17 protein-coding genes and 1 pseudogene are annotated in these 14,349 nt (G+C 34.7%); 9 read left to right on the forward strand and 9 right to left on the reverse strand.

Translation table 11 applies throughout. The features are described from left to right. Positions 1-5 precede the first annotated feature (5 nt). Positions 6-383 (reverse strand): hypothetical protein, encoded by a 378-nt coding sequence (locus CYG50_RS10335; protein ID WP_102139799.1) that lies wholly within the window; start codon positions 381-383, stop codon positions 6-8. A gap of 285 nt (positions 384-668) precedes the next feature. Here CYG50_RS10335 and CYG50_RS10340 point away from each other — a divergent pair, with 285 nt between their 5' ends. From CYG50_RS10340 to CYG50_RS10350, 3 genes are all read left to right on the forward strand, one after another. Beyond that, the gene (locus CYG50_RS10340) at positions 669-893 is read left to right on the forward strand and encodes a hypothetical protein (RefSeq protein WP_102139798.1); all 225 of its coding nucleotides are present in this window, start codon (positions 669-671) and stop codon (positions 891-893) included. A 188-nt stretch (positions 894-1,081) separates the two neighbouring features. Continuing rightward, entirely contained in the window at positions 1,082-1,420 is a 339-nt protein-coding gene (locus tag CYG50_RS10345; protein ID WP_102139797.1) for a hypothetical protein, read from the forward strand. A gap of 247 nt (positions 1,421-1,667) precedes the next feature. Beyond that, entirely contained in the window at positions 1,668-2,819 is a 1,152-nt protein-coding gene (locus tag CYG50_RS10350) for a pyridoxal phosphate-dependent aminotransferase (RefSeq protein ID WP_102139796.1), read from the forward strand. Between the two features lie 43 nt (positions 2,820-2,862). Here CYG50_RS10350 and CYG50_RS10355 read toward each other — a convergent pair whose 3' ends face one another. Continuing rightward, positions 2,863-3,207 (reverse strand): DMT family protein, encoded by a 345-nt coding sequence (locus tag CYG50_RS10355; protein WP_102139795.1) that lies wholly within the window; start codon positions 3,205-3,207, stop codon positions 2,863-2,865. Positions 3,208-3,341: 134 nt separating this feature from the next. On the opposite strand from CYG50_RS10355, the gene CYG50_RS10360 reads away from it, so the two are divergent. Both CYG50_RS10360 and CYG50_RS10365 read left to right on the forward strand, forming a co-directional pair. Beyond that, complete coding sequence (locus CYG50_RS10360) at positions 3,342-3,833, forward strand: N-acetyltransferase (RefSeq protein WP_102139794.1); 492 nt, start codon at positions 3,342-3,344, stop codon at positions 3,831-3,833. A gap of 85 nt (positions 3,834-3,918) precedes the next feature. After that, positions 3,919-4,701 carry a class I SAM-dependent methyltransferase gene (locus CYG50_RS10365; RefSeq protein ID WP_102139793.1) on the forward strand — a complete coding sequence of 261 codons (783 nt, stop codon included), beginning with the start codon at positions 3,919-3,921 and terminating at the stop codon, positions 4,699-4,701. 45 nt (positions 4,702-4,746) lie between these two features. Here the strand turns inward: CYG50_RS10365 and CYG50_RS10370 are convergent, their stop codons facing one another. Further along, a complete protein-coding gene (locus CYG50_RS10370; RefSeq protein WP_229597449.1) occupies positions 4,747-5,085 on the reverse strand; it encodes a hypothetical protein in 339 nt (112 codons plus the stop codon). Positions 5,086-5,297: 212 nt separating this feature from the next. Further along, the gene (locus CYG50_RS10375; RefSeq protein WP_102139791.1) at positions 5,298-5,636 is read right to left on the reverse strand and encodes a GlpM family protein; all 339 of its coding nucleotides are present in this window, start codon (positions 5,634-5,636) and stop codon (positions 5,298-5,300) included. 355 nt (positions 5,637-5,991) lie between these two features. Here CYG50_RS10375 and CYG50_RS10380 point away from each other — a divergent pair, with 355 nt between their 5' ends. Both CYG50_RS10380 and CYG50_RS10385 read left to right on the forward strand, forming a co-directional pair. Next, complete coding sequence (locus CYG50_RS10380; protein WP_102139790.1) at positions 5,992-7,665, forward strand: methyl-accepting chemotaxis protein; 1,674 nt, start codon at positions 5,992-5,994, stop codon at positions 7,663-7,665. Between the two features lie 182 nt (positions 7,666-7,847). Continuing rightward, a complete protein-coding gene (locus CYG50_RS10385) occupies positions 7,848-8,690 on the forward strand; it encodes an MBL fold metallo-hydrolase (RefSeq protein ID WP_102139847.1) in 843 nt (280 codons plus the stop codon). Positions 8,691-8,777: 87 nt separating this feature from the next. Here the strand turns inward: CYG50_RS10385 and CYG50_RS10390 are convergent, their stop codons facing one another. Then, positions 8,778-9,167 (reverse strand): nuclear transport factor 2-like protein, encoded by a 390-nt coding sequence (locus CYG50_RS10390; RefSeq protein WP_102139789.1) that lies wholly within the window; start codon positions 9,165-9,167, stop codon positions 8,778-8,780. A gap of 667 nt (positions 9,168-9,834) precedes the next feature. Between CYG50_RS10390 and CYG50_RS10395 the strand changes: the two genes are divergently transcribed. Next, positions 9,835-10,722, forward strand: a complete 888-nt coding sequence (locus CYG50_RS10395) for a PhzF family protein (RefSeq protein WP_102139788.1) — start codon at positions 9,835-9,837, stop codon at positions 10,720-10,722. Positions 10,723-10,907: 185 nt separating this feature from the next. Here CYG50_RS10395 and CYG50_RS10400 read toward each other — a convergent pair whose 3' ends face one another. From CYG50_RS10400 to CYG50_RS10410, 3 genes and pseudogenes are all read right to left on the reverse strand, one after another. Continuing rightward, on the reverse strand, positions 10,908-11,264 hold the full coding sequence (locus CYG50_RS10400; protein WP_166264752.1) for an MmcQ/YjbR family DNA-binding protein: 357 nt from the start codon (positions 11,262-11,264) through the stop codon (positions 10,908-10,910). Between the two features lie 331 nt (positions 11,265-11,595). Continuing rightward, positions 11,596-12,054 carry an IS200/IS605 family transposase gene (gene tnpA / locus CYG50_RS10405; RefSeq protein WP_114365413.1) on the reverse strand — a complete coding sequence of 153 codons (459 nt, stop codon included), beginning with the start codon at positions 12,052-12,054 and terminating at the stop codon, positions 11,596-11,598. Between the two features lie 196 nt (positions 12,055-12,250). Next, positions 12,251-12,418 (reverse strand): annotated as a pseudogene (locus CYG50_RS10410) (isocitrate/isopropylmalate family dehydrogenase); the annotation flags it as partial. A 233-nt stretch (positions 12,419-12,651) separates the two neighbouring features. Here CYG50_RS10410 and CYG50_RS10415 point away from each other — a divergent pair. Next, positions 12,652-13,410, forward strand: coding sequence for a hypothetical protein (locus CYG50_RS10415; protein ID WP_102140790.1), 759 nt, complete (start codon positions 12,652-12,654; stop codon positions 13,408-13,410). Positions 13,411-13,877: 467 nt separating this feature from the next. On the opposite strand, the gene CYG50_RS10420 is transcribed toward CYG50_RS10415, so the two are convergent. Continuing rightward, positions 13,878-14,216 (reverse strand): hypothetical protein, encoded by a 339-nt coding sequence (locus CYG50_RS10420; RefSeq protein WP_102140789.1) that lies wholly within the window; start codon positions 14,214-14,216, stop codon positions 13,878-13,880. Positions 14,217-14,349: the final 133 nt, after the last annotated feature.

Here is a 14,349-nt window from a genome sequence, read left to right on the forward strand (position 1 = left end):
TTTTATCAATTAGTTTGTTTTTTAACACACAACTGTTCAATCGAGAATTGTAATTCCGGTGTCTCACTTATAATCAGTTGCCCGTGTTCAGAGAAACGCCCATCTTTAATACTTACATTCGCAACAAATGGCAGAGAGTTTTCTTGAGAAGGTAAACGGTATAAACCACAAACTCGATAACTTTCGCCTTCCTTGAACTCACTTTTTTGTGCTATTTCCACATCACTAAACTCAACCACTGATGAGTTGCCGAGTTTTTTTTCCACCATGCTTTGGGCTTCATTTTTGACATCTGAATCACCAATACTCGTATAAGAATGGTATGCAAATACTCCTAAAGCCAATAGCAATACTATCAATAATTTTGTTTTTATACGCTTCAACGCATCACCCTTCCTACTTTATGATTAATTAGCTTAGTATAAATGTATTATACCCATTTGAGTAAACAATTTGAGCTTTTAACTCCATTGTTTAATGTTTACCCTAACCAATTGATAACAAGATATAAAAAATACTTTCCAACCCTGACAATTGGCTAGAAAATATCTATCAACATTGATTCAATTTATATTTATTAACTTAGCATTAATAAAAAAAACATTTTTTATTTTCTTAGCTAGTTTTATACTAGTCTCCATACTATTAGACTGATTTAATATATTTTTATGAAAGAAAAAATCGTTAAAAATCTTGTTAGCTTAACTCATGGAAACAATAATGATGTTAAAATAGCGGCGATAAATGCATTAGGCGATTATATTTGTTCAATTGAACAAGAAGCCGCTATCGATAGGCTACTTGTTTTATGTGATGATTATAATAAAGACATTGCCGTTGCATCAATTATATCAATCAGTAAACTTGCTAAGTTCTTCAATGAAAAACAATAAAATAAAATCAATAAAAAACCATGAGTTAACGTTAAGTTTATTTTATTAACAAACTATTTTCATTGTGAGGAAATAATGAAATAAAAGTGGCTGAATTATGGTTTATTCATTTAGATAAGTAAATGCAATTGAATTAATTAATTACAATGGCAAAATGATAATTAATAAATATCTAAAGGAGATATCATATGAATATATTAAAGCCATTAATTCTTAGTGCGAGTTTAATCGCTATTAGCTTTTCGACACTCGCTTACCCAGGGGATGGTAATGGTTCATGGCACCGTGGCGGATACCAAAACCAACACCAATATAATGATAGGCCTTGCGATAATTATCGTCACTCTAATTATGCAAATCGTCACCGTGGAATGATGCAGTATTCAACATCTATTCAAACTGCTCAACCAGATGAAACACTGAAAAAAATCGCTGCAGATGCACCTAAAGGAGAAAATGGTAAACAGTATATGGTTAAAGTTGCAGTTGTAGAAATTACACCTAATACCCCTGTGCAAGGCCAATAATCTTTACCAAGGGTAGAAAAATACTACCCTTTTTTATATATCCTCAATAATGCTATAACCCGATTGGTTGCCCTTCACCACCGTAGTATGACAAGCCTTCCCTTTATACTTCCAATAAATTTTCAACAGATAAATCCCCTACACCACTGATACGAATAATTAGTCATAAAAAGTAAATAATTATTTACTTTGAGTCAATTTTAAGTAATCTAATGTACTCAAAAAATAATAACTTCAGGGAATAGCTATGGATCGTCGTTCATTTCTTAAATCCAGCTCATTAGTGGCTGGCGGGCTTGCGCTTAATTCATTGTTTAATCATGCGGTTGCACAAAATAGTAATATTGTATTGCCGAGTGAAAAGCACCCATTACTATTGAATTTCAATGAAAATTCATTAGGGATGTCCGAAAATGCTAAAGAAGCTATCATCAAGGCATTACCTAATGCATTCCGCTACCCTGATGATGCTCGTGCTGAATTACAGCAGAATATTGGCGAGCTCTACAGTTTATCTGATAAGCACATTACTATAGGCAATGGTTCATCTGAAACCATTCAAGCCGCTGTTGCCATGTTGGCTGCTAAAGCAAATAAACTCGGTAAAAAAATTCAATTAGTCACCCCAGATCCAACATTCAATTATACAGAACTCTATTCTCTTCCATTGAATATAGCGATAACGAAAGTTCCTTTAAAAACCGATTTATCATTTGATTTAGAAAAAATGAAACAAGCCGCTGATAATTTTGACGGTTTATCCATGGTCTATATTTGTAATCCGAATAATCCGACGGCAATGATCACACCTTATAGCCAGCTTGATAAGTGGATGAGTAAAGAGTCTGACAACACATTTTTTATCGTTGATGAGGCTTATGCTGAATTTGTTGAAGACTCGGACTTTACAAGTGCTATTGAGTTAGTCAAAAAAGGCCAAAATAACTTGATTGTCACACGCACCTTCTCAAAAATTTTCGCCTTAGCAGGCTTAAGAGTCGGCTATGGGGTCGCAACTCCCGAAGTTATTGCTGCTGTAGATACGTTTTTATCTATTGATAATACTAATACAGCAGGTGCGGTTGCTGCGATTGCATCACTGAAGGATAAATCATTTATTCAATACAGCCTAAAATCCAACAATATATCGAGAAAAATCGTAGAAAAAGCATTAAACGAAATCGGGCTAGAATATACTCCATCACAAGCTAACTTTATTTTCCATAAGGTTAAAGGGGACGTAAAAACCTATCAACAACGTATGGCTGATGCGCATGTCATGGTAGGTCGTGAATTTCCACCCGCGGTTGGCTGGAATAGATTAACGCTAGGAACCCCCGAGGAAATGCAGCAATTTGTTGTGATACTAAAACAATTCCATGAAAAAGGATGGGTATAAATTAAGTTCAATCCAAAAAGAGCAGCTCAAGCCGCTCTTTTTGTTAAAATGGCCCCTTAAATATAAAAAAGGCCCCCGCAAAAATAAGAATAAAACCTATCAAATGGTTAATTGTAAAACTTTCACCTAAATACAATACGGAGAAAAGAACAAAAACACAGAGTGTTATCACCTCTTGCATTGTTTTCAATTCAGCTGCACTGTAGTACTGATGCCCTAACCGGTTAGCTGGCACTGCAAAACAGTATTCAACCAATGCAATTAACCAGCTAAAGAAAATAACAATATACAGTGGCTTTGTTGTGAATTTTAAATGCCCATACCAAGCAAACATCATAAATACATTTGAAACAACAAGTAATAATACTGGGTAGAATTTAGTTAACATACTGATTTAATAGATAAATAATAAGTAATCGATATTATGGAATTAAAGGTAACACATTCCAATGTGCTCCGGCAAATCCCGTCACTTTTCATATCATAAATTTAAACGTATTTAGCAATCATTACGAGGTAATAATGAATATTAAATATGAATTAATGACACAATCAGATTGTCATGCTGTAGCTCAATTATTGCAATCTAATTCTGAATCCCAGCAAGGTGGGTTACTCGGTGAATATCCTCAAGCCAAAGTTAACGCAATGTTTGCAGGAAGCCTAACCACCATTATTGGTCGGGATGGAAATAAAATTGTCGCGGTCGTATTTAGCTTTGACTCTCACTCTTTATCTTTACCACCTATAGCTCATTTTATTATTAAACAACATACAAACATTATACAAGGTAACTGGCTTTATGGCCCTGTTTGTATTGATAATGCTCATAGGGGAAAAAATATTCTCAAGACTCTTTTTGATGAAATTTGTTCTTACAATCAAGGAAAGCCCGTTGCTTTTATCAATGCAGATAATCTTAGGTCTCTTTTCGCACATAAAAAAATAGGCATGAGTAATGTCACTGATTTTGAATTTGATGGCACAACATATCATCTAATGGTCGGAAACTAAAAGTGTACCAATAAGTACATTTTTAGTTTCAACTTGCTTATTTTTTGCTACACTGTGACAAATTATTGTATACAGAGGTACATTTATGACCGATTACACGAGTGCAAATCAAAAGGCATGGGATAAACAAGCAGAATCCCAACTTGCTTGGTCAAAACCTGTTGATTCCAAAACTATCCATGATGCCAAGCAAGGTAAATGGCAGGTTCATTTAACGCCAACACCTGTTGACGCAGCTTGGCTAGGCGATATAAAAGATAAAAAAATTCTCTGCTTAGCGTCAGCGGGTGGGCAACAAGCCCCGGTACTCGCAGCTGCGGGCGCAAATGTGACTGTGTTTGATTTTTCTCAGAAACAACTTGAGCAAGACAAAATGGTAGCAGAAAGGGATGATTTAACATTAGAGATTGTTCAAGGTGACATGCGCTCATTACACATGTTTGCGGATGCAACCTTTGACATTATATTCCACCCTATTTCTAATTTATATATTCCAGATGTTAACCCTGTCTGGCAAGAATGCCACCGTGTGTTAAAAACCAATGGGCGCCTATTATCCAGCTTTTATAACCCAATTCTTTTTATTGGCAAACGAGATAAACACTATGACGAGCAAGGCATAATAAAACCAAGTTATACTATGCCATACTCCGAGCTATCCACTTTATCAGCAGAGCAAATAGCACAGAAACAGGAAAGACAAGAAGCTTTTGTATTTGGTCACTCACTGACAGACTTAATAGGTGGGCAAATAAAAGCAGGCTTTTCTATCACAGGTTTTAAAGAAGATTGGCAACCTAATCCACGGTTCGTTATTGATAATTATCTACCAACATTCCTAACGACAATGGCAATTAAAACCAATTAATTATTAACGCTCGTTGTGTTAACCACTCAACGAGCGATCATTAACTTAGCTTCTTTTACAGTACCTATCCCATACAGCTTCAAATTGTTCTGCGGGGATAATATCATCAGTTTTTTCCACAAAAGGAATGGATATCATTACCTTACCAGCTCTATTTTTGTGAAGCCTAATGATAAATCTTTTATAGCCATGAGGTAATTCATTTTCAAAGCCAAAGACTTCACCGCAATAATAGCCCGTTTCATCCCCTTCTTCACTTTTCGTCAATACATAATATTGAACATTTTTATAATTAGCTGCTGATGGGTAAGCAAGAAAATCTTCAACAGAGCTTTTAACCCGACTCTCTGTATCTAATTCAGGATCAAGTGAAACTTCAGTCATAATTCCTGCAATATATGCGCACCCAGCTACTAACAGTAACACCAAGGCTCTTAATAACATTTTAATGATACAGCTCAATAGAAAACACTGGTTATCATTATAGTTAATAATTAATTTTTTGCGACTCTACCCAAGTGTACTTAAGCCGTCAGCTTATCGCACTTCTTTAGTTTTCATTATAGTTTGCAGTTAATTATGTCTCCCAATGTTATCTATTGAGTGAGTTGCCATATATAAACTAATATTGCCGCTGTTATTATCCAAATAACAGTTGCAACACTTAAACTTCCCCAAACTGTGATTTTTGTTGCTAATAAATATACTGTTAATAAATACATTGCATAAGGAATGAGAGACCACAACCCAAACAGTGCAGTTTTTCTTAGAGCTTCCGCTCCTTGCTCTTGTACAACAATAACATGTGCAATTAATGCGAATGTAGGAAAAAGAGGAACTAATCCTGCAATGTAGTAAATTTTACTACGCGAAAATAGTGCAATAACCAACACAGCTAAAGCACCTAAAAGGCATTTAAAGAGTAAAGAAAACATACCGCACTCAATAATTAAATTTTAAACATGGACTATTATTATCACAAATAATCCGTAAGTTAACTGTATTGTCGCTGTCAATGTACAACTACAGTGTCCTTTTCCCACCTTGAATCAGTAAAAACACCTAATTAACTTCAATTTTATGAGCTAAGTCAAATTGTTGGATATAAAGTATCCAGAAATAGTGCCGATACATTTATTCAGTCCCTACGCCTGATGCTTTCGCGTGACTACATATAACTTTTTAGCTATCGGACAGCTTCGATTTGCTCATGGTTAATCACGTTATGTTTAGAAGTCGTATTTAGTATGTGTGAAACATACTATTCGATGGTATGAAAGGAAATAATCAATGATGTCTGGTAATTTAAAAAAAATTAATTTTAGTTCAACTAAGTTCTCTTTTTCTGGTTTTAAGACAACAACTCTAGTCTGGTTTATTTCAGGCCTACTTATCGCCCTTCTTCTTTCAACTTGTTGGTTTTTCTTTAGTTCTTTAAAACAATATCAAGAGACATTAACCAAACTCGATACTATCTATAACGAACAAACTCAACTAAACAATACATGGCAGTCTTTATTACAAGCAAGAAATACATTAAATCGTGCTAGCTCTCGCCATTTATTAGTTATCAATAAGATGAAAACATCAAATACTGACATAGATAGTCTCATCGCGTTTTATCATAAAAAAATAGCTGAAACGGGTAATTATTGGGATGCATTTACAACCGTTTCCATCTACAAAAATAGTGACCAATTTGCTGAGTTAGAAAAATCATATAACGCGTTATACGCTGCATTAAATGAGCTTTCCGTATTTTTAGTTCAAGGAAAAACATATGACTTTTTAAACCAGCCGACTCAAGGATTTCAGGACACATTTGAGAAAAACTACGTAAAATATCATCAACAATTAAATAGTAGCTATCATGATATTGCTCTCGCAAGTGAGCAACTGTATAAACAAAGTTTGATTGGCTTAATCGTTACTATCTCAATCGTTATCCTCGTAACTCTGTTCATTCGCTTTATTCTACAGCTTTTCTTTATTCGCCCACTAAACCAAGTTATTGATGGTATTGAAAAAGTTAGCCATGGCGTTTTATACCATAGCTTTGATAACAAAGGTTTATATGAAATCAAATTACTTAAACAACATGTATCTAATATGCAAAGTAAATTGATTGATATCGTCAAAAATATTTATGACAACACTCACCATATAAAAGTTGAGCTGAGTGATATCACTCAGATGAATCACGACCTTTCTATTCGAGCAGATCAACAAGCCGCCGCCATTGTTGAAACAGCAGCCAGCGTCGAAGAACTCGATTCATCTTTTAAATTGAATACCGCTCACACTAATCAATCGTGCAAATTGATGTCAGAGACGAGTATAACAATTGATAAGAGTAATGAACTTATCTCTGATGTTGTTGAAAATATGGATGATATTGTCGATTTTTCGAAAGAAATTAGCAAAATTACTTCAACCATTGATAATATTGCGTTTCAAACTAATTTATTAGCATTGAATGCCGCTGTAGAGGCAGCTAGAGTGGGTGAACATGGCAAAGGGTTTGCAGTCGTCGCAAATGAAGTCCGCGAATTATCAATTAGTTGCACTCAAGCATCCAAAGAAATCAAGCTATTAATTAATAATTCAAATGATAAAATTAATCACTGTTTCCAGTTAGCCGCTGATGCAAATGACAATATTGTTTCAATTGCACAGGATACATCTAATATCAATGAGATGATCCAAAGTGTTGCGCTTGCCTCAAATGAACAAACCCATGGTGTTAGCCAAATACACCTAGCAATCAATGAATTAGACAACACTACACAAGCGAATGCAACCATGACTCGTGAATTGCAATCGTCTTTAAGAGCTTTGGAGTCCCAATCAGATTTATTAGAGGCTATTATTTCTATTTTTCACATTGAACCCAAAAGTGAACATGAAATAGATAGTGATACTCCCCAAGAGGCTAAAACTAAAAAAGTAAAACAATCTATCTAGCAAAGTATAACATTTCATTTAGGGGGTTGACTTTCTTTGGTCACCTCCAACATTTTTATCTTTTCTCTATTACTCCCTCCACGTTATCAATTTTTATTACTATGTTTTATAGCCATTTAATACTTTTTAGCGTTTATCTGATATAACAGATTACAATTACTTCTATGAAATCTGAGTTCATGATGACAATAAAAATTACTGTTCTTGTCGATAATAATACCCTGATTGATAGTTATTTCTGCGGTGAACCTGGAGTCTGCTACTATATCGAGGCCGATGATAAAAAAATATTATTCGATACCGGCTATTCAGATATATTTATTGATAATGCACACATTTTACATATTGACCTTGCAAATATCACTGACTTGGTTCTTTCTCACGGTCACAACGACCATACATGGGGCTTAAGTCACTTAATCCAATATTTTGACCGTCGTAACATTGAAACACCTGAAGCGAAGCATCTGGTATACCACCCGGATGCCTTAATTCCTAAAAAATTTCAATCTAAAGTCATCGGAACAAATACATCTAAAGATATTTTAGCGTCCTACTTCAATTTAATAGAAGCGACTAAGCCTTATTATCTTTCTGAAAACATCGTATTTTTAGGCCAAATTCCTAGAATTAATAGCTTTGAAGGAAAAGAGCCAATTGGTACGACCCTGGACTTCAATCATAATATCGTTGACGACTATGTATTTGATGATTCAGCACTTGCAATTAAAACGACGGAAGGCCTAATTGTCGTAACTGGTTGCTCTCATTCTGGAATTTGCAATATCACTGAATATGCAAAACATGTAACTGGAATAAATAACATTGTCACCGTGATAGGCGGGTTTCATTTACAACAAGCTTCAAAAGAGGTTTTGGAACAGACGGGGAATTACTTTCACCAACAGGATTTAAAATTTATACACCCATGTCATTGTACAGATCTCAACGCAAAAATACATTTAGCAAAATATGCGCCCGTACAAGAAGTCGGTACTGGATTACAACTAATTTACCCAAGTTAAACACTGTATGTAATCAAGGTAAAATCTTGTTTCTTATTAGACTTTACCTAAATTAGTAATATTAAATACCTTACAAATAATGAAGGTTTAAGTTCTTGAGCCTAAATCTTCATCCTGACTACTGCCTTTAATCATTCTTGTCATTTCTTCGCAACGGATAATTTTCCCATCTTCTATTTGAAAACAGGCAAATACCTCAAATTCACTTATTGAGCCATCTTTTTTAGTTGCTTTTGCCAAATGTTGAGTATGAACACACCCATCTCCCTCAGCGATAGATTTAATAGTAATAACAATCGACTCAGTGGCCTGCTTCAATACCTGTAAGTGTGCAATAAACTCATTAAAATCAATTTGCTTTCCATCAACAACTTGGATGTATTTATCTGAAAAATATTGTCTAGCCACAGACAATGAACCTATGTCCTCACCCAATACTGCGTTTAGTGCTTGTGTAACCCTCTGTGAATTAGTCATATTTTATCCCTTATCATAAAAATATCATTTTTAATTGTTATGGGTGTATTATTTTGTATTTCAAGTCAAAATTGAATTTATTATCTTTTAAACTTCACATTTATATTATCTTTCGATGATTTATCATTTGTCCGTGATTTAATCTGAAAGATAGTGCTTAATTTTATGCATTTTATCCCTTTTTTATATCACGATAACTTTTTGGGTAAACAATCAAAACTTATTTCTTATTCATCAACTTTAGTTTAGTTTTATTGGTGTTTTCAATTAATTACTCATTAACTCACTTTATGCGTAATTGAATCCCCTATAAAAAATTTCACTTTTATGCTTACTCCGATTTGGATTAAGGCTTAAGAACTGGTATTATTTAGTGGTCTATCTAAGCAATAGGCGCCTTATAACAATAACTATAAATATACATTTCCATTAGATACCCCTGCTTGCAGGGGCTTTTTTTGTTACGCAATGATATATAACGAAAAAGTCACTGCCAATAACCTATCCTAATTGCCAACCTTATATATCAATAAAGAATAACATCATATTTACTTTATTACACAATGGGTTATGCTAATGCCTTATTTGTACTGCTCATTAAATTTAAACCGATGAGTAAGGTACACTCGGAAAATTTAAAATATCTATTCAGAACTCGGAAAAACAAATGCCAATTAAAAATACCGGCTCAATTGAGCAAGATATTCTGGTATATCTTGTCAATTCTTTCACACAAAATAACACTGGTGGTAACCCTGCTGGTGTTGTTCTCAACCCGCCGGTGCTCAGCACTTCACAAAAAATTGCTATTGCGCAACAAGTTGGTTTTTCAGAAACAGCATTTGTCTATAATGGTGAAGAGACTGATTTTAAAGTGGAGTTCTATACCACTGAAGGTGAAGTCGATTTCTGTGGTCATGCAACATTAGCGGTGTTTTTCACTTTAGCTTCACTTAAGCTAATTTCTTCTGGGTGTTACACCCAAAAAACCAAAGCCGGTATTCTAAGTGTATCTGTTAGCCCAAACAATATCGTTATGGAGCAGGCGCTACCAACCTTAAGAAATGGGCCTAATATCAATGAAGTTGCAACAGCTCTTGGCATAACGAGTGAAATTATTACTGAAACAGGCTTACCTATTATGATAGTTTCAACTGGGTTACCTGACATTATTATTCCAGTGAATACAGGCTATTTAGATTTACTGCAGCCTAATTATGAAGCAATAACGGAAATCAGCAGAGAATCAAATGCTATCGGCTTCCATGTGTTTGAGTTAAGTCATGCTCGCTCAACCACAGCGCATTGTCGAAATTTTGCACCGCTCTATGGGATCAATGAGGAATCGGCAACGGGCAGCGCTAGTGGAGCGCTTGGCTGCTATTTGGTCAATTATGTCTTACCGAATGAAACGCAATTTCTATTTGAGCAAGGCCGTGCGATGGGATGCCCCTCCTCGATTCATGTAACCATTAACTCACAAGCAAAAAATATCACTCAAGTGAAAGTTGGTGGCCAAGCAGCCATGATCGATACGCAAATGATACACATTTAACAAAGAATACAATATGTTCAGCTACATAAGTTATGATTTATTTAATAAAAAATAAGGCTAGCAAATGCAATATAATAGCCATGTTTTAATACCATTCCCTCGATTATTTATCATCGCTAAAAAGCTTAACTAACTAGTATAGAAACTTTTCCCAAGGATGGGATAGCCCTGCATATAATAAATGACTATGCCGTTAACCTATAACTATCTTCAATTAGTCCCTTAATTTCATCATCGGTAAGACTCCCTGGTATCTTTATCGTAATCCAATGCTCTTTATTCATATGATAAGCTGGATAAATATCATCCTTTAATCTCAATGAACCAATGAGCTCCGGTGGGGCTTTAAGGTTGACAATATTAACTATCTCTTCATTCTTATTTGGATCTAATTTACGAGATGAAATACGCATAATAACTGCAAACCATTTTGTATTGTTTTTTCGCCTAAAAACAAGATAATCAGGGTACTTTGCCCACGGACTATCAGGATCCACACCATAATTATTCTGAATATAATCAATCAATTCACTACGGTTCATTTGATCATCCCATTTCAATAATAAACTTCAGTAATATCACCTAACCTCATTATTGTATGCCGTCTCATCGACCTTGTAACTCTTCTTCTAAAACTTTATTAGGCCATAAGAGTCAAGCGATGACCGATAAATATCATGATGATCGTAGGAAAAATTGGCAGGTTTAAGCTATAAAATAACAATTGTTTTGTAGAAGAGTTTTGCAGAAGAATTTTTCTAGACAATAAATATCCTCCGGCATAGCCGGAGGTTTTTAATATGCGCCTATAAGGCTTTGTTACCAGCCGCGCCCTAACAGGCGCATAACGGCTCTGACATTTGCATCTATGGATTACTTACGGCCCGTAAACGGGCTGCCCGGATAGGGGAGCGACAATTGCTCTCCCAATTTATCCTGTTCTAACTGATGTTTTATATATTCTTGTATTCGTTTCGTATTCTTTCCTACCGTATCAACATAGTACCCTCTGCACCAAAACTCTCTATTTCGATATTTAAACTTTAAATCCCCAAATTGCTCATAAAGCATTAGACTGCTTTTTCCTTTTAAATACCCCATAAAGCTCGAAACACTCATCTTGGGTGGGATTTCTAGAAGCATGTGTATGTGGTCAACACAACATTCTGCCTCCACTATCCTGACATTTTTCCACTCACACAATTTCCTTAAAATACTACCTATCGCCCTACGTTTTTCACCGTAGAAAACTTGCCTTCTATACTTTGGGGCAAAAACAATGTGATATTTACAATTCCATCGTGTATGCGCTAAGCTCTTTTCGTCCCCCATTGGGACCCCCTTTTGATTTTTTGTTTGACTCTTGCAGTTGCCAGACCGCAAGGTGTTTTAACAAATCAAAAGGGGTTTTAATATCTTATTCAAAGCTGAAAGCTTTACGGAACCCCCAGCCTAGCTGGGGGTTTTCTATACACAATAAAAAACGGGAACTATTAAGCTCCCGTTATTAATCACACCACGTAATAAATTACATGTGTTTAATGATTGCGTCACCGAACTCGCTACATTTCAGTAACTTAGCGCCTTCTAATTGACGTTCGAAGTCATAAGTTACTGTCTTAGCTTCGATTGCGCCTTCCATACCTTTAACGATTAGGTCAGCCGCTTCAGTCCAGCCCATGTGGCGTAGCACCACAATAAGATAAATAAACTAACATGCTGATAATTAACAATATACATCAAATAAAACGGCCTATAATGCTGATTATTATCAATTTATAAACCCCTTAAAGATCAATATATAACAAATAGTTTTGCAGATAGGTTTTTGGATCTTATTAGGTGATGTATTATCTAATCTTTGCTATGTTGCCAAGCAATAATTTACTCACCATAATATGGTTTGCTTAGATTTCTGGAGAAAATGGAATGGATTTTATTTTTGATCAAACTTTTTGGACTGCTATTACTGGATTAGCAGCATTCGCTAGTTTATTTATTACTATAACTCCTCGATTATGCTCATGGATAAGCAAAAAAAAACCAAATGTTTCTATTCCAACTATTTGTACTGTTGGTCATTTCTTTGGTAATCCTGATTTTTTCTTGTTTGTGGATATAGAGAACGATTCTCAAAGAGATTTAAAGATTGAATCAATATCTATTAGTATTACCAACCCAAGTAGAGAGGTCATAACAAAAAAAGCTTATGCTTATTTTGGCAACACTCAACAAGACCAAAATTTTAAAGCCTTTGTTCCATTAACCATTAAAAAAGGAACTACATGGTCGAATAACATTCGTTTTTATACCCCTGTGCTAGGTAGTAACGAAAAAACACTAAAAATAATTACTAAAAAGTTCAAGGAAGCAATAGTTCGCGCAAGGGAAGAAAACAATACAAACGGGTTGATTAATTGTTTTGATTATGATCTAGAACTTGAACCTATAGCATCAAAATTATATGAAAACTCTAAATACTGGATGGAAGGTCAATATCTAGTAACTCTGGATATAAAAACAGGAAACCCTAAGACTAACATCCAAAGAAAACTCAATTTTAATTTACTACAAATAGATATTTTAACACTAGAAGATCTATTTATGGCTGACATGAAATTTGGCACTGGAATTTTAATGAATCCAACAAATCATTATATTTACCCTATACTCAATATTGATGAGTAATTTTTAAATCCAACAATGTGGTCCAGGGAGGAGCGAGTTAAAATCTTTTCATACTGACCAAAATTACCTAAAAATTATGACGAATAAAGCTACAACAAAATTAAATCTAGATTTATTAAATATAACATATTAGGCTCAATACGTTTACAGTGTGTTGAGTCATTGTTTCAATAGCATGTACATTCACGCACAGTCTATTAAAATCAATAAGTAACAAGGTTTCTTAAAAATAGCACCTCGCACATACATGCACTAATTAGCAATTCCATGCCCCATTTATGCCCCATGAATCTTTACTGTTTTTACGCCAACTACGCGAGTTGGCGCATTAGTTTTTATTGTTGCTCTACCTGTTCCGCTGCTTCCTGCTCTGTCCTTTTCGCTTATTCTAGCTTAAAATTAGAGAGTAAGTTAGATGATACTTAGGCGTACATAGATTTAGAGGCTTTCTAATATTTAAGTATATTTTAATACATAATATCTATGGTGTAATTATCATTGATTAGAGTCAAGCGTCTCAGCCCTGACTTTTTAGCCTGTTGATATTGCGTGCTCATGCGCCCATGCAATCCCATGTCTTTATAATTTTTATATCCACAAATTTCCCATAAAATATCTATAACCGCATAATTTGGAGGGCTGTATGTTAATTGTATTTGTATTTCTTCTTCATCGATAATCTTCTTTCCCTGTACTGTGACAGTAACTATTCCATCAAATATCGCGAAAGTAGCCTCACCTGTTAAATCCCTAATAACACTAAGAATAACTGCCGTTGATTCTCCGCGCTTAATTAAATCTAGCATAAAACCGTCCTTTTTATAGATTTCTATTAAATTTAGAGCAATTGACAAATAATTTTAACCGAACTAGTCACTTATTATTAGTGAGATAGCTTAGTTCTAGACTTATTGCAATAACCTAAACACAGACAAATAT

The organism is Providencia huaxiensis (assembly GCF_002843235.3).
GTDB lineage: Bacteria > Pseudomonadota > Gammaproteobacteria > Enterobacterales > Enterobacteriaceae > Providencia > Providencia huaxiensis.